We start from the raw sequence: 25,243 nt of genomic DNA on the forward strand, positions 1-25,243 counted from the left end.
AGGGGATGGGGAACATCGAGCAGTCATCTGAAACGTTATTAACGCAAGCTTATATGCGTGAACTAATCGCAAAATCACAACAAGGCGATCAAGTTGCGAGAAAAACGATGATTGAAGGAAATACTAGACTTGTTTGGTCTATCGTTCAACGCTTTGCATCAAGGGGTGTTGAACTGGAAGATTTGTTTCAAATTGGCTGTATTGGCTTAATGAAATCGGTTGATAAATTCGACTTGTCCTATGAAGTGAAATTTTCCACATATGCAGTGCCAATGATTATTGGGGAGATTCAACGTTTTTTAAGAGATGACGGTATGGTAAAGGTTAGTCGTTCTATCCGAGAGTTGAATTATAAAATTCGCCATGCGACAGATGACTATTTAAAAACGAATGAAAAACCTCCATCTGTTGCACAATTGGCTGAAATATTGCAAGTGTCCCAAGAAGATATTTTATTGGCAACTGATGCGATGCGTGATCCGGCGAGTTTGCATGATCAGCTATTTGAAAATGATGGAGATTCCATAACGTTAATGGATCAGATGCGGGACGATAAGTCTGAGCTTGCATTTGATTATGTTCCATTGAAAGACATGTTGAAGAGACTTGGAAAACGGGAACAGTCAATCATTTATTTCCGCTATTACCTGGATTTAACGCAAACGGAAATTGCTGATCGTCTCGGTATTTCACAAGTACAAGTATCACGATTGGAAAAGAAAATACTAGCTCAGTTGAAATCATGGATGGATCAGTCTACATTAAGCAGATAAGTTAAGTGACCCGCAATTACTCCATGGTGTATTAGACTAAAAATGAATAAGCGGTGAAAAAATGACAAATCAGCTTTTTACATCAATGAAAATTGCAGAAGGATTTTTTAATTCACAATTTGAACCAGATAAAAATTTTGATTTATGTATTAAAGAAATTATGATCAAAAATTTGCCGACATTAACGGTATATGTGAGCGGGCTCGTAAATGGAGACAGTTTGACAGATATTCTTTCGGAATTACAGCGTGACAATGAGGAAGAAGAAATTCTGGATGAACAGGACTATTTTCACGCCCACTTCAATTATTATGGGGTAGATTTAGCGAAATCGATTGATGACTTTATGCTCGGCGTATTAAGTGGCCGGGTTGGCTTTGTAACGAAGAGCGGTTATTGTTATTTGGCGGAATTCCGGAATTATCCTGGTCGGAATCCGGAAGAGCCGGATAATGAAAAGGTTATTCGTGGTTCGCGCGATGGTTTTGCCGAAAATATTATTTTGAACACGGCATTAGTTCGTCGACGAATTCGAAGTGAAAAGCTGCGTTTTCAAATGCACCATGTAACGACCTATAGTCAAACAGATGTCGTTCTTTCCTATATGAGTGATTTAGTCAATGATAAGCATCTTAGCTGGCTTGTTGAACGACTTCAGCAAATTAGGCATGATGGGTTAACGATGAGTGACAAATCGCTGGAGGAATGGCTGTTTAAACAGAAATATCACCCGTTGCCTTTTGTGCGTTATACGGAGCGACCCGATATTGTAGCCGCGCATATTTTAGAAGGACATATTGCAATTATGGTCGATACATCACCTTCCGTCATGCTCGTCCCTGTAACAATGTTCCATTTGCTTCAGCATGCGGAAGAATATCGACAGGCACCGCTAGTCGGGACGATGATGCGGTTCCTTCGTTTTGGAGCGGTCATTTTAAGCTTTCTATTACTTCCTTTCTGGTATTTACTCGTTTTACATCCGGAACTACTCCCCGATAAGTTAGCGTTTATCGGGATAAATGAAAAAGGTGAAATTCCTATATTTCTGCAAATATTGATTGCCGATATAGGAATTGAATATTTGCGGATCGCTGCGATTCATACACCGACACCGTTATCGACTGCAATGGGTTTAATCGCCGGTATTATCATCGGACAAATTGCAATCGACGTTGGATTATTTTCGAGTGAAATTGTATTGTATACAGCAATCACCGCAATTTTTACGTTTGCTATTCCGAACTACGAATTGAGTATTTCGGTGAAGGTATTCCGTTTGATGTTATTAAGTGCGACGGCGTTATTTGGTATCAATGGATTCTTTATTGGCGGATTCCTGATTTTTACGTACTTATGCTCATTAAAGCCGATGAATGTTCCGTATTTATGGCCTCTTGTTCCGTTTTTCCCAAAGGCGTTCGCACGTGTCATTATTCGGACACCAATGTCGGAGGATGCGCCAAGACCATTTATAGTGAACGCAAAAAAGCGAAAACGTGTATAAACATGAATTGCATCACTTTGACACCTATGTTAAAGTTCTCATATAATATTTTGTGATTTTTGAGAATATTAGCGAGGATTAGCTAAAGTCAGGGGAGAATACGATGCATTTATATGGAACACAGCAAATTAATGAACTCGGTCATTTAACAATTGGCGGGGTAGATACAATTGAGTTAGCAAAACAATACGGAACACCGTTATTCGTTTATGATACAGCACTGATTCGTAAACGTTCACGCGGCTTCATCGATACATTTGAGCAATTAGGTGTAAAAGCACAAGTTGCCTATGCTTCAAAAGCATTCGCCTGTGTTGCTGCATATCAATTGGCCGCGCAGGAAAACCTGTCGCTGGATGTTGTATCGGGCGGAGAACTCTATACAGCGATTAAAGCTGGTTTCCCGGCAGATCGCATTCATTTCCATGGCAATAATAAATCGATTGCTGAACTTGAATTGGCGTTTGAAACGGGGATCGGTTGTATTGTAGTCGATAACTTTTACGAAATTTCGTTAATTAAAGAAATCGCACAGCAGAAAAATCAAAAAATGAAAATTTTATTACGTGTGACACCAGGTGTTGAAGCACATACACATGATTTTATTACTACAGGTCAAGCTGATTCTAAATTTGGCTTTGACTTAAATAATGGACAAGCTGATGAGGCATTTAAGCAAGTAGTAAACGATGAACATATCGAACTATTAGGTTTACATTGCCACATCGGCTCTCAAATTTTTGAAACAGAAGGCTTTAGTTTGGCAGCGGGCAAAGTAATGCAAAAAATGGGTGCATGGAAAGAACAGCATGGATTTGTTGCACAAGTACTGAATCTTGGCGGTGGCTTCGGAATCCGTTATACAGAAGAAGATAAGCCTTTAGAACCGCATGAATACGTGGCGGATATGATTCGCACAGTTCAGGATGAAAGTAAAAAGCTGAATTTAGCGATGCCGGAAATTTGGATTGAGCCAGGTCGTTCTTTAGTTGGAGATGCAGGTACATCACTGTACACAATCGGTTCTCAGAAAACGGTTCCAAATGTGCGTGACTATATTGCTGTCGATGGCGGAATGAGCGATAATATTCGACCAGCACTTTACGATGCGAAATATGAAGCGATTATTGCCAATAAAGCAAATGACCCAAAAACAAGTACATACACTGTTGCAGGTAAGCTATGTGAGTCAGGAGATAAGTTAATTATTGATGCGTCTTTACAAAATGCACATACCGGGGATATTTTAGCGATGTTCTGTACTGGAGCATACGGTTATTCCATGGCATCAAACTATAACCGTGTTCCAAGACCGGCAGTTGTATTCGTTGAAAACGGAGAGCACCAATTAGCAATTAAACGTGAAAGCTATGAAGACTTAGTGGTAAATGATTTGCCGTTAACATTAACAAAGGGTGAATAGTCGTTGAAATTATCCAAGCAAGCTAAATGGGGTTTCGGTCTATTAATTGGAATTGTGATTTGGTCGCTCTTGTTCATCTACATTATTAGTCCGCTAATTTACAAATTTTCAAACTGAACGTTGGAAAATTGTGTTATTGCATTTCAGTCAATCTTTTGATAGGATTTGCAATGGTAGAATTGAGGGAATGTAAAATGTTAGTTCGATATAAAAAAGCACTTGAAAAAATTGCAATGGGATTAATTTCGTTAATGCCACAAGAAAAAGATATTAAACGCTTAATGGAAACCATTCAACAATATGAACAAAACGAAAATTGGACACTCTTCTTATGGAAAGATGGCGAAGAATATGTAGGGGCTATAGGAATTGCAGAGGAAAATGATGCTGCAATCGTTCAACATATTACAGTCATCCCATCGTATCGCGGGGAAGGTGTTGCATTAAAAATGTTACACGAACTGCGGAATATGGGGTATGAGCATATTCAAGCGAATGAAGATACAAGTGCATTTGTCCAAAAGTGTATACCTATATTAAAAGAAGTCGACTAATTTACTGTCGACTTCTTTTTTTTAATTCTCTTGCTTCAAGTATTTCTGTACGGTCCCGAAGCATATGTTTATTGAAAATAAAGTGTGAATCCATCAGAGGAATCGTCATTATTCTTTGCTGTACCAATTCTTGCAGCTGCCGATCTGTAATAGGGAGTTTGAAACGTTTAAATGGTTCATTTTCCTGTATTTTTCGGTGCTGATTTTTCATTATCAGGAGCAGTTGTTTTAAATCAATAAACTCGAAAAATTCACTATTGCGATTGAGCTCAAAATTAAGAATGGCTTTCTCTATTATGCGTGCAGCGCCAGTTACGTTTGACCGTCGCCAATGGTACATACCTGTCGCAAGCTGGACATAGCCTACTAGCGGATGAAGCTTTTCTTTTGGTGCAATTTCCTTCCAATATTCTTCTAAAACTTCATGGCATTCAAAATAGTCATTATTGCCGTTGAAATAGGCGCAATAATCGATAAATAGTGGATGAAACAAAGGATGCATTGTTGTCCCCTTTCCTCTATACTAATTAAATAGGTTCTGCTATATTTTGTTGAATTTTGACGAATAAAGTAACTAGCAAAACGTAAAATTAATCATAGCGCGAATTAGATGCTAATGATAATTTCCGATTAACGATAGGTGGTATTTTATGTCTTACGAAGTGAAACTAGACGCCTTTAGTGGGCCACTAGATTTATTATTGCATTTAATTCATCGTTTGGAAATTGATATATATGATATTCCAATGGCGGAATTAACGGAACAGTATATTGATCACATCCATGCGATGCAAACATTGGAACTGAATGAAGCGAGCGAATATTTAGTAATGGCCGCAACATTATTGGCGATTAAAAGCCGTATGCTCATTCCGATTAATGAAAATGAAATCGATGCAGAGGAGCTCGAAATTGATGAGGTCGATCCACGGGAAGAGCTTGTTGCACGTTTAATCGAATATAAAAAATATAAAGAAGCAGCTGTCCAACTTCAGGAATTGGAAACAGAACGTGGGCAAGTGTTCACGAAAGCGCCAGCGGACTTGTCGGAATTTATGCCGGAAGAACAATTAGCGCTTTTTGATCAAAATGTAAATGTTTACGATATGTTAAGTGCGTTTCAAAAACTAATGCGTCGTAAACAATTGAAAAAACCGTTGTCAACGCGCATCGCAAGACAGGAAATATCAGTGAAGGAACAAATGCGTTCCGTTGTAAACATTTTAAAAAATGCAGGCGGAAGAGTGATGTTCTCGCAATTGTTTGAAGCAGAGGATAAGCCAATGCTTGTTTTGACTTTTTTAACATTACTGGAATTAATGAAGCGCCAAGTCATTTTTGTCGAACAACAAAATAACTTCGATGATTTATCCGTATTATTGACAAAGGAGGAGATCAATGATGAATACGAACAACTTACTGAGCCGAATTGAAGCACTGTTATTCGTAGCTGGTGATGAAGGTATGACCGTTAAACAACTGGCACAATATATAGAAGTAGAGCCAATGGATATTGAAGCAGGATTAAGCGAACTCCTGTCTCATTACAATGAGGAGGAAATGCGGGGGATTACATTAAAACAACTTGCCGGTACATATCAGTTAACAACAAAACCGGAAGTAACCGACACGTTAAAAAAATTAATTGAAAACCCGACAAATCAAGTATTAACCGCTGCTTCATTAGAGGTTCTGGCAATTATAGCGTATAAGCAGCCGATTACGCGCGCGGAAGTGGAAGATCTGCGCGGGGTGAAAAGCGAACGTCCGATTGCAACACTTGTTTCAAGGGCGCTTGTACAGGAAGTTGGCAGAGCGGAAGGAACAGGACGGGCAATCTTATATGGGACGACAAAAGAATTTCTGAATTATTTTGGGTTAAAAAACATTAAAGAATTGCCGCCGTTACCGGAAGAAGTCGATCAGGAAGATGATCAGCCGACAGATTTATTTTTAACGAAGTTCCAGGAAACATTTAACCAAAATTAAAGGAGTGGCCTGTTGAAAAAGTGGTTTGTTTCTATTGTTGTAATGTTCGTATTTTTGAGTGGTTCGTCACAAATTCAGGCGGCGTCTAATAGCTATGTTGTTATCGACGCGGAAAATGGGCGGACATTAATGGGCGTGAATGAACATGCACGCCTTCCGATCGCCAGCCTCACAAAAATCTGGACTGCCCTAGTTGTTTTGGAAAATAGTGAGCTTACCGATGAAGTGGTTATTTCGAAGGAAGCCTCACTTGTGGAAGGCTCATCGATTTATTTACTGGAAAACGAGACATATACGATTGATTACTTGCTTCATGGTTTAATGATGCAATCAGGGAATGATGCCGCTACTGCGCTGGCAGAGCATATTGGCGGATCTGTAGAAGGTTTTGTTCAGCTTATGAACGAAAAGGCCGAGCTTTATCAATTGCATGAAACAACTTTTACAAATCCTACAGGGCTGCACAATGAGGCCCATCTATCCTCTGCCTACGATACGGCAAAAATGCTGCAAATTGCGATGATGAATCCACAGTTCAGAAAAATTGCATCTACTCAAAATTTTTCGGATGGCAGGCAGTGGAAAAATAAACATCGACTTATGCATGAAAAGATAGGCGCCATTGCAGGAAAAACAGGCTACACAAAAGTGGCTGGACGAACATTGGCAACTTTCTTTGAACGGGAACAAAAATCATTTGTTGTCGTCACTATTAATGAAGGAAATGATTGGAATATCCACCGTAACTTGGCGGATTTTATCGACAATAATTTTGAGCAACAAACGATTGTGAAAAAAGGGAAGTATAATGCGAATGGATTGGCCATCGAGTTAGATGAACCGTTCCAAATGCTGCTTCATAAGAAAGAACGGCCGAATTTTGAGCATATTGTTAAAGTTTCACGGCTGAAAGGGTCAAATCGAGGGGTTTGGCTTTTATACGCAGATGAAATGCTCGTATCATCAAAACTTGTTACAGTAAAATAATCCGAAAAGTGAAATATCTTTAACTTCAAGATTGAAGTTAAGCCTCCGGCGGATGTCATGGATTCGAAAAGGAGTTTTAAAAAAGGAAGCAAGCTTAAAAGCGTCGCATCTTGCGACAACAGCTGACTGAATCACATCCTGTGAGCCTCAAAGCCCCGTCCGGACGCGATTACACCAAGGCATAATTGATTAAGTTCTGAAAGTATGACATAATTTTTATTCGTTAAGGATTTATTTTCGCTCGTAATTGTGGATTGCAGCAATGATATTTAAAATTTAACAGAGCAGTAAACGAAAAGTGCAAAGGCGAATGCTGAAGAAGTATGCGTCTTTGCAGTTTATCAATCAATGAGGTGAACTTATGGAAAGATTACAAAAAGTGATTGCCTATGCAGGCGTTGCATCACGACGTAAAGCAGAGCAATTAATCGTAGAAGGTAAAGTAAAAGTAAATGGAGTCGTAGTAAAAGAGCTTGGAACAAAAGTATCCAACTCGGACACGATTGAAGTAGAAGGCGTAAAACTTGAAAAAGAAGATAAAGTATATTTCTTACTATATAAACCACGTGCCTATATTTCGGCAGTTACTGATGATAAAGGGCGAAAAACGGTTACAGACATTTTTAAAAAGCATGTTCATCAGCGTATTTTCCCGGTAGGGCGTTTAGATTATGATACGACAGGGTTATTGCTTTTAACGAATGACGGCGAGTTTTCAAACTTAATGACGCATCCGAAATTCAAAATCGACAAAACGTATATTGCGCGTGTTAAAGGAATTCCTACAAAGCAAGGTTTAATGAAACTGCAAAGCGGGATTAAGCTGGAGGACGGTAAAACGGCTCCTGCAAAAGTAAGCATGACTAGCTTTGATGAGAAGGCCGGTAAAGCAATTTGTGAGATTACGATCCATGAAGGGCGAAATCGCCAAGTCCGCCGTATGTTTGAAGCAATCGGTACACCTGTCGTGAAATTAAAACGCGAGCGCTTTGCATTTTTGGATTTAACAGGTCTTAGTCCAGGAGAATATCGTCAGCTGACTAAACATGAAGTAAAACTACTTCGTGTATTAGCGGAGACAGGTAAAGTTGATTATAACAATTAATTGTTTATGATATTCATAAGCCCTTCTGAAAGAAAAGAATTTAAATTTTGTAATAATTTGCTATAATAGGCAACAGTACTTGCTGAAGTGGAAGGGGGTTTTTTATTTGGAAAAAAAGAAACAACGTTCTGTGACTCGCGGCATCATTTTAACCATTTTAGCAATCGCAATCGGATATACAGTTTACGCTGCCGTAACGAAAGATAAAATAAATATTGTACAAGCCGGGGCACAGGCGCCTGATTTTGAAGTAGTAGATTTACAAGGGGAAAAACATAGATTGAAAGACTACGAGGGAAAGGGTGTCGTACTGAATTTCTGGGGTACATGGTGTGAGCCATGTGAACGAGAATTCCCTGCAATGACGCGTCAATATGCGGAATTTAAGGGCCAGGATGTTCAAATTATTGCCGTTAACTTCGCACAGTCTGAATTTGAAGTGAAAAAATATGTGGCGAATATGGGGATGACGTTCCCGGTTGCGATCGATAAAACGAAAAGTGTTTTCACTGCCTATAATATTGGACCCCTGCCTACATCAATTTTCATTAAACCCGACGGTACAATAGACCGTATTATTACTGGAGAAATGACCGAGAAGGAAATTGTGCAATATATGGAGTCAATCAAGCCGGAATAGGAGTTTTTACGCAATGAATAAACTACTTTGTGAATGCGGGCATGAAAATCCTGAAGGTACAACGCTCTGCCAAAAATGCGGTTCTCCATTATCCGCAGAAGAAAAAAGCAAAAAAATTGCAGATATGCGGTACGAAGGGACAGCCATACGTTCAAAAACTTATAACAAGTCAATTATTGATAAGATTTGGAATTTTTTCTCAAGTGTGAAAGTCGGAATTACGCTCATTATTATCAATTTAATAGCAGCATCAATTGGTACAATCCTGCCTCAGGAGTTTTACATAAGCGTAGCGACTGACGCTGAGAAGGAAAAGTACTATTCGGATGTTTATGGATGGTTCGGTGAAATATACTACGCGTTAGGTTTATCGGATCTTTATTCATCCTTATGGTTCCAATTACTTGTATTAATGTTAGGCGTGTCCATTATTATTGCAAGTATAGATAGAGGTATTCCATTACATAAATCTTTAAAAAACCAACGAGTTAAACGACATTCAAACTTTATGAAGCGTCAGCGAATTATTGGTGAGGGGAAACCAACTGAAACGCCCGATCAAACGCTTCAGCTCGTTGAACAATCTTTAAAAAATTTGAAATACAATGTTCGACGTGAAGACGATTCCATTTTAGCAGAACGCGGGCGTTTTTCGCGCTATGGTGCATACGTAAACCATGTTGGATTAATTGTCTTTATAATTGGGGTCATGCTCCATTTAGTGCCTGGCATGTACGTTGATGAATCGATGTGGCTTCGTGAAGGGGAGACGCGTGCCGTACCGGGGATGGACGGGTATTTCCTGAAGAATGATAAATTTATTTTGGAGACTTACGATAATGTTCCGCAAGGCGAGCAGATCAAACAAGGGGTCAATGTAGTCGCAAAAAATTACCAGACAGACGTGACATTGTATAAACAGCAGGAAAATAGCGTACCAGGACAGGCGGAAAACCTGGAAAAAGTGAAGCAATACGGAATTCAGGTGAACCATCCGCTCAAGCATGAGGGCTATGCATTTTATCAGATGGATTTCCGATTAAATGAGATTAAAACAATGGTTTTTGATTTAATCAATAAGGAAACAGAACAATCGCTAGGCCAATTAAGCATTGATTTAACGAACCCGCAGGAAGTATATACGCTCGAAAATGGCGCACAGGTCGAATTAATGGGTTTTTATCCGGACTTTTCAGGTTTTGAAGATGGAGTACCGCAAACTGCTACCCAAACACCGAATAATCCGGCATTTATTTTTAAAATGACTACCCCTGAAACACCAGATGGGGAGACAAGCTTTGTTGCGATCCAGCAAACACTGGAGCCAGAAGGTGACAATATTTATAAAATGAAGTTTTCGAATGTGGAAACGCGACATATGTCGGGTTTAACGATCCGTTATGACCGGACAATCCCTATTTTAATTGTAGGGGGCATTATCTTTATGATTGGCGTTGTAATCGGTTCCTATTGGAATCATCGCCGTATATGGATTGAACAGTTGGCTGATGGAACAATACGCATGGCAGCACATACGAATAAAAACTGGTTTAGTATGAAAAAAGATTTAGATGCATTAACGAAGCATGCTCATTTACCACAATACGTAGATCAACAGGAAATAGAAAACAACGAACATGTTGAAACAGAAAAGGATGGTAAAACCTTATGAGTTTAATCGATTTAAGCGGTTATTTACTGTATGCGGCATTTATTAGTTATTTGGTAGGGACATTTTTATTTGCAGGCGCAATTAAAGTGAAAAATGACACAGCAGCAGCTCGGGCAGATAAATACGGTAAAATTGCCCTTGTTGTTACAATTATCGGTTTTGTTGCGCAGTTAGGTTATTTTATTACACGTTGGATTTATACAGGACATGCACCGGTTAGTAATATGTTTGAATTTACGACAGCATTCGGTATGTTCATCGTTCTATCGTTTATCGTTATTTACTTTACGTATAAAGTTGCAGCATTAGGGGTTATTGCTTTACCAATTGCATTATTGATTATTGCATATGCCTCTATGTTCCCGACAGAGGTAAGTCCATTAGTACCGTCACTGCAAAGTCATTGGCTGACGATCCATGTTACTACTGCAGCGTTAGGGCAATCGATTTTTGGGATTAGTGCGGTAGCAGGACTTATTTATTTGCTGAGAAATGTGAATATGGACGAGCGCTCAAAAGAAAGTTTTTGGCTGGAAGCAGTCATGTTCTGCTGTGTATTAGTTGTAGGATTCGTTGCGGCAACGGTTACATTTAATGCAATGGATTATGAAGCGAAGTATGAATACGTTGATACATTGGATCAGGTCAGTACTTCAACGTATTTGATGCCGGCTATTTTCGGTATGAATGAGTATGTGGAGCTGTCTGAAGACCGTATGACACCGATATTTGAGTTACCGGCATTGATCGATGCACGGAAACTCACAACTGTTTTTTGGTCTGCTCTATTCGGTACAATTATTTATATACTCATTCGACTAATCTTTAGAAGAAAGATAGCGAAAATGTTTCAGCCATTAGTTAAACGGGTGAACTCGACGCTGATGGACGAAATTGCCTACCGTTCGATCTTAATTGCTTTTCCGATTTTTACATTAGGCGCGCTTATTTTTGCGATGATCTGGGCACAGGAAGCATGGGGACGATTTTGGGGCTGGGATCCGAAAGAAGTATGGGCTCTTATTACATGGCTGTTCTATGCAGCATTTTTACACCTGCGTCTGTCAAAAGGCTGGGAAGGAAAAAAGAGTGCTTGGCTAACGGTAATTGGTTTTCTAATCATCTTATTCAATTTAGTCGTTGTAAATCTTGTTATTGCAGGATTACACTCTTATGCATAATGTGACAATAACTGCTTTTCAACCTATCGTTAAAGCAATTATAATAGTTTCCAATTCTATACAAAATAATTAATAAACAGTCATAAAGTTCGAAAAGTTCAATCACAATGATTGGGCTTTTCTTTTCAATCGTTCACTAAAAAGGTACAATAGAGAAGAGAAATAGAGTTTTGAAAGGGGCAACACCAGTGTCTGAAAATATTTCTGTGTTGATAGTGGATGACGAGGATCGAATTCGTCGTTTGTTAAAAATGTATTTAGAGCGTGAGGGCTATTTAGTAGAAGAAGCGGAAAATGGAGAACAAGCACTTTCGATGGCACTTGAAAAAGATTATCATTGTATTTTGTTGGATATTATGATGCCTGAAAAAGATGGTTTGGAAGTTTGTGCTGAACTGCGCGAAAAGAAAACAACGCCTATTATATTGTTGACGGCAAAAGGTGAAGAAGCAAACCGTGTACAAGGATTTGAGCTTGGTGCGGATGATTATATTGTGAAACCATTTAGTCCGCGAGAAGTCGTGTTGCGTGTAAAAGCAATATTACGACGTTCAGCAGTATTTTCACCTGTTTCAAATTCTTCATCATCTAAAGATCTAGTTGTGTTCCCGCATTTAACAATTGATCATGATGCACATCGAGTGACAGCAGATGGAACGGAAGTAAATTTAACACCGAAAGAATACGAATTATTATACTTTTTGGCGAAATCACCCGATAAAGTTTTCGACCGTGAGCAATTATTAAAAGAAGTTTGGCATTATGATTTCTTTGGTGATCTGCGCACAGTTGATACACATGTAAAGCGCCTGCGTGAAAAATTGAACCGTGTCTCTGAAAATGCAGCGAAAATGATTGTAACGGTTTGGGGAGTAGGCTATAAATTCGAGGTCGTAAATGATTAGAATAGCAACAAGTATTGTCGGGAAGCTATGGGGAACCATTTTGCTTCTCGTTTCATTTGTCCTGTTTATTTTCACCATTTTCATGTTGGAGTTTCTTGAAAACTATCATAACGAGCAGTCCGAGGCTTCATTAAGGCAAACAGCCGCAGCTATTGCGAGCATTATCGATGAGGAAGAAATCGATGATAAGCAGTTTGCGATTATTTCGGAATTATTAACGGAAACAACAAATGTACTTATCGCCAAAAATTCAGATGAAATATTGTATGCAAGACAAGAAGGAATCAATAAAGAAGAAATTCAGCAAAAAATCATAAGCAGTAAAGCATTTGAAGAAGTATATGCATCATCAGAGCCGATAGTAGAGGAACTGAAGCTGCCTTCAAATCGGGAAGAAGATGCGAGTGACACCAATTATATTGTATTAGGTTTCCCACTGAAAAGTGTTGAAGACTTACATGGGGCCGTTTTTATATACAAAAATCCCGATGCGTTACACCAGACAAGTAATGAAACAACGAAAATTGTTGTTATAGCTGCAGCCATCGCATTTATATTGACGACAATTTTTGCATTTTTCCTATCTTCTAAAATAACGCTTCCATTGCGTAAAATGAGAGAGCATGCATTCGAATTGGCAAAGGGACGTTTCGATTCTAAAATTGAAACGAAGCAAAATGATGAAATTGGTCAGCTTGCCGTTGCGTTTAACCAGATGGGTCGCCAATTGAAGCATCATTTGGAAGTGATCAACCAGGAAAAAGAACAATTATCGAGTATTTTAACATCGATGACCGATTCCGTTATTACATTTAATCGTGATAAAACGATTTTAGTGAGCAATCCTCCTGCAGAGCGGCTACTGCAAAAATGGTTCGTCGAAAAAGGATTGGACAGCTCCAAGCCGATACCTGATGAACTTTACCAAATGCTTGATCATGTTTTGAATTTTGAAGATCAGTTGGACGAAGAGTTTGAAATGGGCAAATCCTATTACAGTATAACGATTAGTCCGCTGTACAGCAGGGACTCCATTCGTGGGGCAGTCGCTGTTATACGAGATAAAACCGAGGAAACAAAACTGGAAAAGCTGAAATCAGATTTTATCGCCAATGTTTCACATGAACTTCGGACACCAATCGCGATGCTACAAGGCTATTCAGAGGCGATTATTGATGGGGTTGTGACAACAGAGGAAGAACGTATAGATATGATCCGTGTAATATATGATGAATCACAGCGTATGAGTCGTCTTGTAACAGATTTACTTGACTTGGCGCGGATGGAATCGGGACATATGACCCTGTATAAGGAAGAAGTACCATTAGTTACAGTTATTGAAAGAATGACACATAAGTTTGACCAAACAGCGAAAGAAAAGCATGTGCAACTGCAGATTGAAACAGACTTTTCGGACGAAACGCTTATTTCGATTGATGAGGACCGCATCGAGCAAGTGTTAACGAACTTAATTGATAATGCGATTCGCCATACACCAGCCGATGGATCCGTGACTGTTTCAATGATAAATGAGCAAAATTACGCAAAAATTCAAGTGAGCGATACAGGGCAAGGCATTCCTCAAGATGATTTGCCATATGTATTCGAACGGTTCTACAAAGCTGATAAAGCACGTACTCGCTCAAAAGGCGGAACGGGTTTAGGTCTGGCCATTACGAAAAATATTGTGGAAGCACATAACGGAAGAATTTCTGTTGATAGTGTCGAACAGCAAGGTACAACCTTTACATTTTACTTGCCATTACCTTAAAAAAATGGGGTAATGGAATAATGAGTATGAAAAAGTTTATCATTTTGAATCGCTCAAAGTGATAAACTTTTCTTTTTAATTGACTAGTTCGTTTATAAACGGATGATTATTGTAACTTTTTTGTTTCGAAAACGACAAATTACGTGAATGGAGGTGGGATGGGTGCAGCAATCCATTTTCCATCGATTATACGATACGTATCATCAGGATGTTTTTAATTTTTTGTTCTACTTAGTAAAAGACCGTACCACAGCTGAGGATCTTGCCCATGAAGTGTATGTTCGTGTATTAAAATCATACGACCGTTTCGAAGGGAAAAGCTCTGAAAAGACCTGGCTGTTTTCAATAGCAAAAAATGTAGCGATCGATCATTTTAGAAAAAAACAAGTACGTGATAAGCATGCATTTACAGCATTTGATTGGGAGACAGAGCAACTCGTAAGCCCAATCCCTTCACCTGAACAATTTACCGAATTAAATGATCAGCTCCATCAATTATTGGTTGCATTGGAAGAATGTTCAGGAGATCAGAAAATGGTTATTATTATGCGTTTTATTCAAGAACTGTCCATCCAGGAAACAGCTGAAATTTTAGGGTGGACGCCCGGCAAAGTTAAAACGACACAGCACCGTGCTTTAAAGAATCTGCGGCTGCTATTGGAAGAGCAAGAAGGAAGGGAGGCGAATCCATTATGAAAAAGGAGCATTGGGATGAAAAAGAGATTGAACTTTTTCTGAAAAAAGCACCGAAAGTAACCGATCATCGTTCAAAAGATGAGGTATTTAATCGATTAAAGGATGATGGAGCATTTAATGAAGATCCGCCTCATATACAGCAAAACAATCAAAAAGGCATCCGTTGGACACCGTTATTCGTTTCGATTGCATCAATATTTATTATTGTTTTAATCAGCGCACAATTTATAGGGAATAATGAGTCCGTCACAATGCAAAATGAAACATTTGACATTCAGACTCCAGAAACGGAAGAAAATATGACGATGAGTGCAAAAGAAGATGCGTCTACACAAAATGAGCGCTCCATGATTAATAGTTTTACGACGGAAGCTCAACCGGAGCAAACGTTAGTTTATGAAAATGAGCTTGCCGACAACACATTATTAGAAATTGGTCTTGCAGGGGATGATGCAGAAAGCGTACCAGTGAGCATATTGATTCCAAATGAAGTTGTTGCCGAAAAAACAGGTACAGAAAATCCGTCAAAGCTGGAACTTTATAATACATTCAGTCCGTTGCTTGATGAACAGTCGCTCGGGTTTAATGAATATCATCCTTACAAGGGTGAATTGCGAGAAGAAGGGAACACGCTAGTTCACATATTGCCGGAGGGTCACCAATATGATGCAGGAACAGCTTCCTTATCGAATTATCTTGGTTCACTTGTCGATACTTTCAGTGATGCATATACGGAAGTGCAAATAGAAAATATCTCCGGAAAACCAATTTACTTCGATCATATTGGCGATGTAAATGAGCCGTTTCTATTAAATGATGAGAACGCTCAATATAATTATTTTATGTATCAGATGCGCAATGGGGCGGTATATTTAAGTCCGAATTTCCGAATGAGCTTTACAAATGTCGAAGAAGCAATCAAAAATATGACGGTGGAAGCGAACGATATATATAGAACGGTTATATTGCCAGGTGTATATTTAAAAGTTGAAGACGCTGAATCAGTCGTTACGATTACATTTGAAGAGCCTTTAAACTTGGAGAATTACGAGCCTGCACAAGCAATGCGAATGATTGAAGGGTTAATAATGACAGCGGCAAGTTTTGATAAACAAGTCAAATTCGAAAATATTGTACAGGAACAATGGGGCGGTTTTGATTTCACAAAACCAGTGGAGAAGCCGATTGCTGCAAATCGTATCCATTATGAATTTCAATAATCCAAATTAATTTACTAGGAATTGTAAGCAATGGGCTTTACAATTCCTTTTTTTTATATATAATAAGAATTGTAGCAAGGTAATTGTTACATAATTTCATATTGATTCATCTTCGGGGCAGGGTGTAACTCCCGACCGGCGGTAATAAAAGTGATAACCTCTGACCATTTACTTGGAGGAAGTTATGTCAAACTTTTCGAGCCCGCGAGCCACTTTTGTGTGCAGGATTTGGTGCGATTCCAAAGCCGACAGTATAGTCTGGATGGGAGAAGGTGAAGGTACGGTCGTCATTTTTTTGAAAATGCCGTGCTTTGCAGTACTTATTTTCAAGTTCCTTATTTGTTGCGGAATATTTTTTCGTATACAAAAATCAGGAATTGCTGCAAATGCACTGATAGACCCTTTATTTAAGTGTGCCTATTTCTCCCTTATGCTCTATTTGAGTATAAGGGTTTTTTCATGAAATGATTTGATACGTCCTTTCTTCTTGCGAGATGGAATCAGCAAAGAGGAGAGATTTATATGCAAAAAAGAAGTTTAAAGTTACGGTCATTCGTAACAATCGCAATGCTGAGTGGAGTTTCATTTGTTCTAATGTTGTTAAACTTCCCACTACCATGGTTCCCAGTGTTTTTACAAATTGATTTCAGTGATGTGCCAGCATTGATTGCGGCAATTACAATGGGTCCTGTTGCGGGTATTCTAGTTGAACTTGTCAAAAATGTGCTTGACTGGATTTACACAGGGGCTCCTGAAGGAATTCCGGTAGGCCATATGGCAAACTTTGCTACAGGTGTCTTATTCATTTTACCAGCTTACTATATTTATAAAAAATTCCCTTCTGCAAAAGGGTTGATGACAGGCTTAGTGGTTTCTACGGTTGTTATGTCACTAGGAATGGCAGCATTAAATTATGTGGCGTTCTTACCGCTGTATACGTACTTACTAGGCTTCGAATATAATATGTACGAAACGATCGTACTGGGTATTTTACCATTTAATATTGTCAAAGGAATTATGATGATTGTTGTCGTGACGATGCTTTACCGTACAATGCGTGTATGGATTGAAAATCAGCGCCGACAATATTTAGCTTAATTAAATAATAAAATTTGGAGCGATGTCGTAAAAGTGTTAACTTTATGACACCGCTCCTTTTATATTTACTATTACTATTGTCATTCTGTTATAGGGCTGATATGATATTGTACATTGTTAAGAAAATTAGGACGTTTCATTAAAACACCATGAAATGACATCTTGGGAGAGAATATGATGGACAAAAAAATACCATTTTCAACCTATGCAGTAATCGGAACGATGCTGTTTGGTATGTTTTTTGGAGCGGGAAATTTAATATTTCCGATTCAAATGGGGCAATTGGCAGGAACGAATTATTGGTTTGCGCTAATTGGCTTTTTAGTTACGGCAATTGGTTTGCCGTTTTTAGGAATTCTGGCAATCGGATTGTCGGGAAGTAATGGATTGCGTGATTTGGCAAGTAAAGTACATCCAGTGTTTGGATTGTTTTTTGCATTGGCTTTATATTTAACAATCGGGCCGTTTTTTGCAATTCCACGTACAGCAACCGTACCGTTTGTCGTTGGATTTGAACCGTTTATCGATCCTTCACAGGCAACATTGTGGCTAGCGGTATTCAGTTTTATTTTCTTCACGATAGTTTTTTACTTTTCGTTAAATCCGGCGAAAATAATGGACATTATCGGAAAATACTTAACGCCAGCCTTTTTAATATTTTTATTTTTATTAATCGGAATTAGTCTATTTTCTCCGATGGGGAAATTTGTTGAGCCTGCTGGGGCTTATATTAACGAGGCGTTTATGACAGGATTTAAAGAAGGCTATAATACGATGGATGCACTTGCTTCACTTGCGTTCGGTATTGTAGTCATCCATGCGATTAAACGGACAGGTATTACAGATAAAAAAGAAATTGCAAAAGCGACTTGGAAATCGGGTATTTTTGCAATGGCATTAATGATGCTAATATACGGTCTGATTGCTTACATGGGAGCATCAAGTGTAACCGCTATTGGTACATTTGAAAATGGTGGGCAAATTTTTGCGGCTGTAGCTGATCATTACTTCGGCTCATACGGTGCGATTTTGTTGGCGATTATTATTGTACTTGCATGTTTGAAAACAAGTATTGGGCTCATTACTTCATGCAGTGAGTTTTTCCATGAAGTGTTTCCGAAAATCAGCTATAAGACATTTGTAGTGATGCTATGTGCTGTTTCTTTTATCATTGCGAACTTTGGGTTAACGAATATTATTACATATGCGGTTCCGGTGTTGATGTTCCTTTACCCGCTGGCAATTGTGTTAATAATCCTGGCACTTTTAGGACCGTTGTTTCACTATAAAAAACCTGTATTTACAGGTGCGATTGTGCTGGTATTCTTTATTAGTATAATTGATGGATACAATGCATTGATCGGTAGTGTACCGGCATTTGAAGTAAGTTTGTTGTCATCTATTTCAACGATCTATGCGGACTACTTGCCGCTTTATTCAATTGGCTTAGGATGGATTGTACCGGCTGTAGTTGGAGCTGTTATCGGATTATGTATTCCGAATCGCAGCGGTGAAGTAAATACGAATTAAAAAAATGGGTGTGTAATAGGAAAAATTTCCTTTTACACACCCGTTTTCTGTTTTAGTGGATATTTTGCTTTTTGAAGTTTCCGCCTTTAACTTCGACTACTTCGTACACCGTCACAAAGGCATTCGGATCGATTTCACGAATGATTCCTTTTATTTTGCTTTCCTCCATTCGGTTAATTACACAAGTGATTTCTTGGAACTCCTGATGCGAGTAAGCACCGTATACCGTATTGAATGTGGCGCTTCGTCCTAAGCGGTCCCGGATCGTTTCGACCATTTTAAGTGGCTCGTTCGTAATAATTTTGTATGTTTTAGAGCCGCTTAGTCCTTCTTCTACAATTATGATAACTTTCGATGCAATATAGTACGCAATTGCTGATAGCAAGGCACCTTTGAATCCGAAAACAAACGAAACGATAATGAAAACGAAAAAGTTTAAAAATAGAATGAGATCACTTGTACCAAAAGGGAGTTTTCTGGAAAGTAACACAGCAAGCATGTCTATCCCGTCGAGAGCCCCACCATTGCGGAGTGCTAAACCCATACCGATACCTAAAATGATCCCCCCTACAACTGTAATAAGCAACGCATCGCCAGTAATGATTGTTGGTACATGGTGCATAAGCGAAGTACCGATTGCTAATGATGCAATCCCGATAACAGAATTGATAGCAAATGTTTTTCCGATTTGTTTATATCCTAAATAAATAAACGGGATGTTTAGTAAGGCGATCAGCAGGCCTAATGATATTGGCGTTAGCTGAGAAATAACGATACTAATCCCCGTAATTCCGCCATCCGATACGTTATTTGGTATTAATACTGCTTCTAATCCATAAGCGGCGATTAAACCGCCAATAATAACAATGATTTTTTGTCCGATTGACTTTGCGATGTCTTGCTTCGACATAAAATTCCCCCTCAATTTGCATGGTAATAATTATACATGAATTTCGGCCAGATGACTTTTCAACGAGTAAATTAACCAACTTTTTTGCAAAAAAAATAGCATCAATGTATATAGTAATGAAATTTTACGTCATTTAATTACGGGATATGTACTGAAACGTAACATGGATTATAAAACCATTTAAGGGAATGTTCGAATTATGCGATAAGATCGTTCTAAAAAACGTATGTTAGTTTTTATAACATTAAATTGACAAGGGATATTACATTGGTTTAAAGTAAATGGTAAGAAGAGGGAGGCGAGATAATGAGTCGAGAGTTTCGAAGAGCTATGCCGTTACTGCCGATTAGCATGGTTATGCAATTGACGGAATTAACGGCCAGACAAATTCGCTATTATGAGGAACATGAACTAATCGTCCCTGCCAGATCAGAAGGGAATCGCCGGATGTTTTCTCTTGATGATATTGATGCATTGCTGGAAATAAGAGAGTTACTCGACCAGGGCATTAATATGGCGGGTGTCAAAAAGGTATTTGCAATGAGATCGAAAGAGTATGTAAAGAAACCTGACGTGGTACGCGTGACAGATACAGAATTGCGGACTATATTGCGTGAAGAAATGCTGCAGGCACAGCGCATGCAAAAAACATCGCTACGTCAAGGCGATTTATCGCGTTTCTTTCAATATAAAACTGAGTAGGACCAACTAAAAAGGAGAGTGTTGAAGTATGGCAAATGTAATGGTGAATGGAACAAGCAAAACAACGAAAGAAAGCATTAAGAAAATTGTAGCAGATAAAAATGTTAAATTTATTCGTCTGCAATTTACCGATATTTTAGGAACAATTAAAAATGTTGAAATTCCGGTAAGTCAGTTAGACAAAGCACTGGATAACAAAATGATGTTTGACGGTTCTTCAATTGAAGGCTTCGTACGTATTGAAGAATCTGACATGTATTTGCGCCCGGACCTAGATACATTTATGATTTTCCCATGGACTGCAGAAAAAGGGAAAGTAGCCCGACTAATTTGTGACATCGCACGTCCGGACGGCTCTCCTTTTGAAGGGGATCCTCGCTCTAACTTAAAAAGAATGTTAAAAGAAATGGAGGAATTAGGTTTTACAAGCTTTAACTTAGGACCTGAACCAGAATTCTTCTTATTTAAATTAGATGAAAAAGGCAACCCGACATTAGAGTTGAACGATGATGGTGGCTACTTCGACTTGGCACCGACAGATTTAGGGGAAAACTGCCGCCGCGATATCGTATTGGAATTGGAGGAAATGGGCTTTGAAATTGAAGCATCGCACCATGAAGTTGCTCCGGGTCAACACGAAATTGACTTCAAATATGCCAACGCGGTGGAAGCATGCGATAACATCCAAACATTCAAATTAGTAGTAAAAACAATTGCGCGTAAACATGGCTTACATGCGACATTTATGCCAAAACCATTATTCGGCGTGAACGGTTCAGGAATGCATTTCAACTTATCATTATTCCAAGGAAGCAAAAATGCGTTTTGGGATGAAGGGGAAGACTTACAGTTATCAAAAACGGCAAAACATTTCTTAGCAGGTGTATTAAAGCATGTTCAAGGATTTACAGCGGTGACGAATCCGACTGTCAACTCATACAAACGTTTAGTACCTGGCTACGAAGCACCTTGTTATGTGGCATGGTCACCAAAAAACCGTTCACCATTAGTACGTATTCCGGAATCTCGCGGTCTATCAACTCGTATTGAATTACGCTCAGTTGACCCATCTGCAAACCCGTACTTAGCAATGGCTGTTATTTTGGCTGCAGGATTGGATGGCGTGAAAAATGAAATCGAGCCACCAGCACCGGTTGACCGTAACATTTACGTGATGAATGCTGAAGAGCGTGCAGCTTATGGTATTGCAAGTTTACCAGGTTCATTGGATGCAGCATTAAGTACTTTAGCGAAAGATGAAGTAATCATCGATGCGTTAGGTGAACATATTTATGCAAACTTTAAAGAAGCAAAAGAAGTGGAGTTTGATATGTTCCGCACAACTGTTACACAGTGGGAACGCGACCAATATATGAAGATGTACTAAGAAAAAAGCGTTGGGGCTGTAAGCTCCAACGCTTTTATCATTTTTCTTGCCCACAAGCTGATTTTTGATTGCCCACATTTTGCCCACAAACTTTTTTATTGTCCCAATTTTTCCATGTATTCATCGAAATCAAAAGTGAAAAACATATTAAAGAGGTGGTATATCTGATTTTAATAGTCGGTAGAGGTTAACAGAATATAAGATATGTTAAATAAAAAAGTTGGTAAAAAAATTAAAACTATGTAAAATGAACTAGTAGACTTCATAGAAATACTAGAGAGAAAGAGTGAGTTAATTGAAAAAGTTTTTATTATTAGGAGTTGTTGTTATTGCGTTGTTCTTCTTTGAAAATAATACATATGCAGACACAACTGTTAAGGGAGTTCTTTTAGGTGATCAAATATGGACTGAAGAAAATAGTCCGTATTTTGTAAAAGGAGACTTATTAATTGATAGTGAGGCTACCCTAAGTATTGAAAAAGGGACAAAAATTTATTTTTCAGAGGGTGGTACGTTAAATGTTTCAGGAAAACTATTAGTTAATGGAACAATTGATAAACCAGTAATTTTTGATAAAGCCCCTGATAGTATTTGGTATGGTATTTCCTTAAATAGTGATAATAATAAAATTCAATATGCTGAAATACTAAGTGCAGGAACAGGATCATCATCTACTGCATCAATAAATATTTGGAAATCTGTTGGGAATATTATTGATAATAATAAAATTATTAACGGTGACTATGGTATTGAGGTTTATGGGTCAACTGTAAATTATAAGATCCCAGGAAATACAATTTCAAATAATATTATTCATAACACTTTCTACGGTGGAATAAAAATAACTGATGGTAATCAAGAGAAAATTATGTTCAATAAAGTTTATGAAAAAAATTATTTCTTTGGTGTGAGTTTAGTTGGAAAGAACTTTGAAGTAATAGGTAATGAAATCTTTAATAACAGATTAATAGGGTTATCAGTAGGTAGTAATGGTTCTACAATCATAGGTAACAAAGTATATAACAACTTAGGTGTTGGAATAGTAGCTGGTGAAAACTTGAAATACTTTTATGGTAATTCAATGTATAACAATGTGAAAGATGGTAAAGTAATTGATTTAAGTTTGACTGGTAGTTATAAAAGTTCCATTGATGTTTCAAATAACTATTGGGGAACGATCGATATAGAAAAGGTTAAAGAGAATATTCATGGCGGACTAGAGAATACAAAACCTACAGCAATAATTAAGTCTATACTAAAGGAGGAATTTGATTTTAATAGTAACTATCTCTGGTTACCTGTGGATAATGTTACAAAAGATAAACAATGGAAGGTAACACTAAGTAAATCGGTTGATTTATCTACATTAAATACAGACAATATTTATATTATTGATTATAGTAATAATAAAATTGTAGTAGAATTTGATTTTGATAGCTCGAATAATACTATTACTATAACACCTAAAGAAAATTATACTCCTGGACAGAAGTATTCCTTAGTTATATCTAATAAGTTATTATCGATTGATGGCGACAAGCTTTCAGAACCAATTAAAAAAGATTTTATTGTTGAATAAATAAAGATATGGAAGAATTTTGGCAGTCTTTCTCAAAATAATCGTGCTATTATGGTAGTATACAATAGTTATTAAACAATATAACGATAGACGATGTGGCTCAAGCTACGTCGTCTTTTTTGTGCATTTATAAGTGTGCAAAAATAAAAGTGGGTCCCTCTGGCGAACTTTTCAAAGTCTGCGGGTCTCGCGAACCCCAGAAACGATCTAGATATATGTTCGAAAATAACGTTCCTTCCACCCTTCTAGCAAAATCAAAGTTATATTTGAGAAATGAGGTGTGCAAATGTCGAGTACTGGAAAAACAAAATTAGATGAAAAAACCATAGTAAACACAAAAGCACTTGCCAAAATGTTCAATATGCGGTCATTTAACATTAGTTGGTGCCAATTCTTCAGCGAGCTTAGCATCACGTCCAGTAAGGATTGTATTAGCGGATGAAGTTGACAGGTTCCCATCCTCTGCAGGTACTGAAGGAGACCCATTATCTCTAGCACAGAAGCGAACGAAGACCTTTTGGAACTACAAATGGATTACGGTTTCTACACCTACAATTAAGGGGGCATCTCGTATTGAAATGGAATATGAGGAGAGTACGAAAGAACAGTGGAGCGTCTCATGTCCAAGTTGTGGTAAATTACAGCCGTATAGTTGGCCATAAATACGGTTTGATGCAGTTGCTATGGAATGTGTTCATTGTAAAGAACAGCATGCAGAAGTCGAGTGGAAATCACGTCCAGGACAATGGATTGCTAGAAATCCCGAAGCAACGAAGCGCGGCTTTCATTTAAACGCTTTAGCCTCACCTTGGGAAAAGTGGTCAAGAATCATCGAGGAATTTAAGTCTGCTAAGCGTAAAGGTACAGAGAATTTAAAAACCTGGGTGAATACTACTTAGGTGAATCGTGGGAGGACAAAACAAATGACCAAGACCATGAGAAATTAATTACTCGCCGTATTCGTTATAACTGTGACGTTCCAAAAGAAGCATTAGTATTAACAGCTGGTGTCGATGTTCAAGATGACCGCTTAGAGGTTGAAGTTGTTGGATGGGCAATTAATGATGTTTCTTTATGGTATTAACTATAAAATTTTCTATGGTGATCCTGGTCAAAATGCAGTAATTCCAAAAGAAGTGAATAGTTGGTATGTTGCGAAAGTACTCTAAGGAGGGAAATCCGTTTATGGTTAGCTCTTAGCGTATAATATCTGCGTTTTTGATTAAACTTTATTACAAAGCAACTATTGTATTATTTTATTATTATCATTCGTTATGAAACTTATAAAAGTTGGATAATGACTTTTTATATTTGAAATACAAAAAGGACACATCTCTTTTTATGAGATGCGTCCTTTTTTAGCATATTGACATTCGGATAATTTAAATATTAAAGCTAAATTATCTGTCCAGTGAGCTATCCGTTATTGGTTACTTTAAAAAAACGAGTGAAAAGTAATAATAGTAGACAACCAATAAAGATGATAACCGATATGATGACTTTAGAATCATCACTTCCCCAATACTTATATATACTATAAATTTGGAATACTGCTAACAAAACAATTGCAATATTAATAGGTATGGAAAATTTCTTCATTATTTATACACCTGC

Annotated in this window: 23 protein-coding genes, 1 pseudogene and 1 riboswitch; of the genes and pseudogenes, 22 read left to right on the top strand and 2 right to left on the bottom strand. The window is 38.1% G+C overall.

Features of this window, described 5'->3' with window-relative positions; translation table 11 throughout:
• Nucleotides 1-5 precede the first annotated feature (5 nt).
• The 4 genes from MHB58_RS06255 (at nucleotide 6) to MHB58_RS06270 (ending at nucleotide 4,257) form a co-directional block, all read left to right on the top strand.
• Nucleotides 6-773 carry a SigF/SigG family RNA polymerase sporulation sigma factor gene (locus MHB58_RS06255; RefSeq protein ID WP_008408085.1) on the top strand — a complete coding sequence of 256 codons (768 nt, stop codon included), beginning with the start codon at nucleotides 6-8 and terminating at the stop codon, nucleotides 771-773.
• A gap of 61 nt (nucleotides 774-834) precedes the next feature.
• Complete coding sequence (locus tag MHB58_RS06260) at nucleotides 835-2,280, top strand: spore germination protein (RefSeq protein WP_340734868.1); 1,446 nt, start codon at nucleotides 835-837, stop codon at nucleotides 2,278-2,280.
• 103 nt (nucleotides 2,281-2,383) lie between these two features.
• The gene (gene lysA / locus MHB58_RS06265) at nucleotides 2,384-3,703 is read left to right on the top strand and encodes a diaminopimelate decarboxylase (protein ID WP_014824349.1); all 1,320 of its coding nucleotides are present in this window, start codon (nucleotides 2,384-2,386) and stop codon (nucleotides 3,701-3,703) included.
• A gap of 194 nt (nucleotides 3,704-3,897) precedes the next feature.
• Nucleotides 3,898-4,257, top strand: coding sequence for a GNAT family N-acetyltransferase (locus MHB58_RS06270; protein WP_008408093.1), 360 nt, complete (start codon nucleotides 3,898-3,900; stop codon nucleotides 4,255-4,257).
• A gap of 1 nt (nucleotide 4,258) precedes the next feature.
• Here MHB58_RS06270 and MHB58_RS06275 read toward each other — a convergent pair whose 3' ends face one another.
• Nucleotides 4,259-4,759 (bottom strand): DUF309 domain-containing protein, encoded by a 501-nt coding sequence (locus MHB58_RS06275; RefSeq protein WP_340734869.1) that lies wholly within the window; start codon nucleotides 4,757-4,759, stop codon nucleotides 4,259-4,261.
• Nucleotides 4,760-4,907: 148 nt separating this feature from the next.
• On the opposite strand from MHB58_RS06275, the gene MHB58_RS06280 reads away from it, so the two are divergent.
• The 13 genes from MHB58_RS06280 (at nucleotide 4,908) to brnQ (ending at nucleotide 19,051) form a co-directional block, all read left to right on the top strand.
• On the top strand, nucleotides 4,908-5,690 hold the full coding sequence (locus tag MHB58_RS06280) for a segregation/condensation protein A (RefSeq protein WP_014824347.1): 783 nt from the start codon (nucleotides 4,908-4,910) through the stop codon (nucleotides 5,688-5,690).
• The gene (gene scpB / locus MHB58_RS06285) at nucleotides 5,656-6,246 is read left to right on the top strand and encodes an SMC-Scp complex subunit ScpB (RefSeq protein WP_014824346.1); all 591 of its coding nucleotides are present in this window, start codon (nucleotides 5,656-5,658) and stop codon (nucleotides 6,244-6,246) included. The genes MHB58_RS06280 and scpB overlap by 35 nt, the downstream gene beginning before the upstream one ends.
• A gap of 12 nt (nucleotides 6,247-6,258) precedes the next feature.
• A complete protein-coding gene (locus MHB58_RS06290; protein WP_008408099.1) occupies nucleotides 6,259-7,233 on the top strand; it encodes a D-alanyl-D-alanine carboxypeptidase family protein in 975 nt (324 codons plus the stop codon).
• Nucleotides 7,234-7,594: 361 nt separating this feature from the next.
• Nucleotides 7,595-8,338, top strand: coding sequence for a pseudouridine synthase (locus tag MHB58_RS06295; protein ID WP_014824344.1), 744 nt, complete (start codon nucleotides 7,595-7,597; stop codon nucleotides 8,336-8,338).
• Nucleotides 8,339-8,444: 106 nt separating this feature from the next.
• Nucleotides 8,445-8,978, top strand: coding sequence for a thiol-disulfide oxidoreductase ResA (gene resA, locus MHB58_RS06300; RefSeq protein WP_008408103.1), 534 nt, complete (start codon nucleotides 8,445-8,447; stop codon nucleotides 8,976-8,978).
• A gap of 13 nt (nucleotides 8,979-8,991) precedes the next feature.
• On the top strand, nucleotides 8,992-10,650 hold the full coding sequence (locus MHB58_RS06305; RefSeq protein ID WP_065216982.1) for a cytochrome c biogenesis protein ResB: 1,659 nt from the start codon (nucleotides 8,992-8,994) through the stop codon (nucleotides 10,648-10,650).
• Complete coding sequence (gene ccsB / locus MHB58_RS06310) at nucleotides 10,647-11,831, top strand: c-type cytochrome biogenesis protein CcsB (RefSeq protein WP_008408105.1); 1,185 nt, start codon at nucleotides 10,647-10,649, stop codon at nucleotides 11,829-11,831. The genes MHB58_RS06305 and ccsB overlap by 4 nt, the downstream gene beginning before the upstream one ends.
• Nucleotides 11,832-12,019: 188 nt before the next feature.
• Nucleotides 12,020-12,736: a response regulator transcription factor gene (locus MHB58_RS06315; protein ID WP_014824342.1), complete on the top strand. Its 717-nt coding sequence runs from the start codon at nucleotides 12,020-12,022 to the stop codon at nucleotides 12,734-12,736.
• Nucleotides 12,729-14,507 carry an ATP-binding protein gene (locus tag MHB58_RS06320; protein WP_014824341.1) on the top strand — a complete coding sequence of 593 codons (1,779 nt, stop codon included), beginning with the start codon at nucleotides 12,729-12,731 and terminating at the stop codon, nucleotides 14,505-14,507. The genes MHB58_RS06315 and MHB58_RS06320 overlap by 8 nt, the downstream gene beginning before the upstream one ends.
• Before the next feature lie 162 nt (nucleotides 14,508-14,669).
• Nucleotides 14,670-15,203 (top strand): RNA polymerase sigma factor SigX, encoded by a 534-nt coding sequence (sigX, locus tag MHB58_RS06325; protein ID WP_014824340.1) that lies wholly within the window; start codon nucleotides 14,670-14,672, stop codon nucleotides 15,201-15,203.
• Nucleotides 15,200-16,423, top strand: a complete 1,224-nt coding sequence (locus MHB58_RS06330; protein WP_339264080.1) for a hypothetical protein — start codon at nucleotides 15,200-15,202, stop codon at nucleotides 16,421-16,423. Before sigX ends, MHB58_RS06330 begins: the two co-directional genes overlap by 4 nt.
• Before the next feature lie 104 nt (nucleotides 16,424-16,527).
• Nucleotides 16,528-16,701: riboswitch (FMN riboswitch) on the top strand.
• 244 nt (nucleotides 16,702-16,945) lie between these two features.
• A complete protein-coding gene (locus MHB58_RS06335) occupies nucleotides 16,946-17,521 on the top strand; it encodes an ECF transporter S component (RefSeq protein ID WP_014824338.1) in 576 nt (191 codons plus the stop codon).
• A 177-nt stretch (nucleotides 17,522-17,698) separates the two neighbouring features.
• Nucleotides 17,699-19,051, top strand: coding sequence for a branched-chain amino acid transport system II carrier protein (gene brnQ / locus MHB58_RS06340; protein WP_014824337.1), 1,353 nt, complete (start codon nucleotides 17,699-17,701; stop codon nucleotides 19,049-19,051).
• A gap of 52 nt (nucleotides 19,052-19,103) precedes the next feature.
• Here brnQ and MHB58_RS06345 read toward each other — a convergent pair whose 3' ends face one another.
• The gene (locus MHB58_RS06345; protein ID WP_014824336.1) at nucleotides 19,104-19,961 is read right to left on the bottom strand and encodes a YitT family protein; all 858 of its coding nucleotides are present in this window, start codon (nucleotides 19,959-19,961) and stop codon (nucleotides 19,104-19,106) included.
• A 306-nt stretch (nucleotides 19,962-20,267) separates the two neighbouring features.
• On the opposite strand from MHB58_RS06345, the gene MHB58_RS06350 reads away from it, so the two are divergent.
• From MHB58_RS06350 to MHB58_RS20285, 5 genes and pseudogenes are all read left to right on the top strand, one after another.
• Nucleotides 20,268-20,663: a MerR family transcriptional regulator gene (locus tag MHB58_RS06350; protein ID WP_008408113.1), complete on the top strand. Its 396-nt coding sequence runs from the start codon at nucleotides 20,268-20,270 to the stop codon at nucleotides 20,661-20,663.
• Nucleotides 20,664-20,703: 40 nt separating this feature from the next.
• Nucleotides 20,704-22,050, top strand: coding sequence for a type I glutamate--ammonia ligase (gene glnA / locus MHB58_RS06355; RefSeq protein ID WP_340735893.1), 1,347 nt, complete (start codon nucleotides 20,704-20,706; stop codon nucleotides 22,048-22,050).
• 295 nt (nucleotides 22,051-22,345) lie between these two features.
• The gene (locus MHB58_RS06360; protein WP_340734870.1) at nucleotides 22,346-23,629 is read left to right on the top strand and encodes a right-handed parallel beta-helix repeat-containing protein; all 1,284 of its coding nucleotides are present in this window, start codon (nucleotides 22,346-22,348) and stop codon (nucleotides 23,627-23,629) included.
• Between the two features lie 344 nt (nucleotides 23,630-23,973).
• A complete protein-coding gene (locus MHB58_RS06365) occupies nucleotides 23,974-24,291 on the top strand; it encodes a phage terminase large subunit family protein (protein ID WP_340734871.1) in 318 nt (105 codons plus the stop codon).
• Nucleotides 24,292-24,312: 21 nt separating this feature from the next.
• Nucleotides 24,313-24,713, top strand: a pseudogene (locus MHB58_RS20285) (terminase gpA endonuclease subunit).
• Nucleotides 24,714-25,243 lie beyond the last annotated feature (530 nt).

The organism is Solibacillus sp. FSL K6-1554 (assembly GCF_038005185.1).
In the GTDB taxonomy this organism is placed as follows: Bacteria; Bacillota; Bacilli; order Bacillales_A; family Planococcaceae; genus Solibacillus; species Solibacillus silvestris.

Excerpts from the sequence above, each read along its gene's own strand:
- MHB58_RS06255 (WP_008408085.1), top strand. The coding sequence starts at position 6 with ATGGGGAACATCGAGCAGTCATCTGAAACGTTATTAACGCAAGCTTAT.
- MHB58_RS06260 (WP_340734868.1), top strand. The coding sequence starts at position 835 with ATGACAAATCAGCTTTTTACATCAATGAAAATTGCAGAAGGATTTTTT.
- lysA (WP_014824349.1), top strand. The coding sequence starts at position 2,384 with ATGCATTTATATGGAACACAGCAAATTAATGAACTCGGTCATTTAACA.
- MHB58_RS06270 (WP_008408093.1), top strand. The coding sequence starts at position 3,898 with ATGTTAGTTCGATATAAAAAAGCACTTGAAAAAATTGCAATGGGATTA.
- MHB58_RS06275 (WP_340734869.1), bottom strand. The coding sequence starts at position 4,759 with ATGCATCCTTTGTTTCATCCACTATTTATCGATTATTGCGCCTATTTC.
- MHB58_RS06280 (WP_014824347.1), top strand. The coding sequence starts at position 4,908 with ATGTCTTACGAAGTGAAACTAGACGCCTTTAGTGGGCCACTAGATTTA.
- scpB (WP_014824346.1), top strand. The coding sequence starts at position 5,656 with ATGATGAATACGAACAACTTACTGAGCCGAATTGAAGCACTGTTATTC.
- MHB58_RS06295 (WP_014824344.1), top strand. The coding sequence starts at position 7,595 with ATGGAAAGATTACAAAAAGTGATTGCCTATGCAGGCGTTGCATCACGA.
- MHB58_RS06305 (WP_065216982.1), top strand. The coding sequence starts at position 8,992 with ATGAATAAACTACTTTGTGAATGCGGGCATGAAAATCCTGAAGGTACA.
- ccsB (WP_008408105.1), top strand. The coding sequence starts at position 10,647 with ATGAGTTTAATCGATTTAAGCGGTTATTTACTGTATGCGGCATTTATT.
- MHB58_RS06320 (WP_014824341.1), top strand. The coding sequence starts at position 12,729 with ATGATTAGAATAGCAACAAGTATTGTCGGGAAGCTATGGGGAACCATT.
- MHB58_RS06330 (WP_339264080.1), top strand. The coding sequence starts at position 15,200 with ATGAAAAAGGAGCATTGGGATGAAAAAGAGATTGAACTTTTTCTGAAA.
- MHB58_RS06335 (WP_014824338.1), top strand. The coding sequence starts at position 16,946 with ATGCAAAAAAGAAGTTTAAAGTTACGGTCATTCGTAACAATCGCAATG.
- brnQ (WP_014824337.1), top strand. The coding sequence starts at position 17,699 with ATGGACAAAAAAATACCATTTTCAACCTATGCAGTAATCGGAACGATG.
- MHB58_RS06345 (WP_014824336.1), bottom strand. The coding sequence starts at position 19,961 with ATGTCGAAGCAAGACATCGCAAAGTCAATCGGACAAAAAATCATTGTT.
- MHB58_RS06350 (WP_008408113.1), top strand. The coding sequence starts at position 20,268 with ATGAGTCGAGAGTTTCGAAGAGCTATGCCGTTACTGCCGATTAGCATG.
- glnA (WP_340735893.1), top strand. The coding sequence starts at position 20,704 with ATGGTGAATGGAACAAGCAAAACAACGAAAGAAAGCATTAAGAAAATT.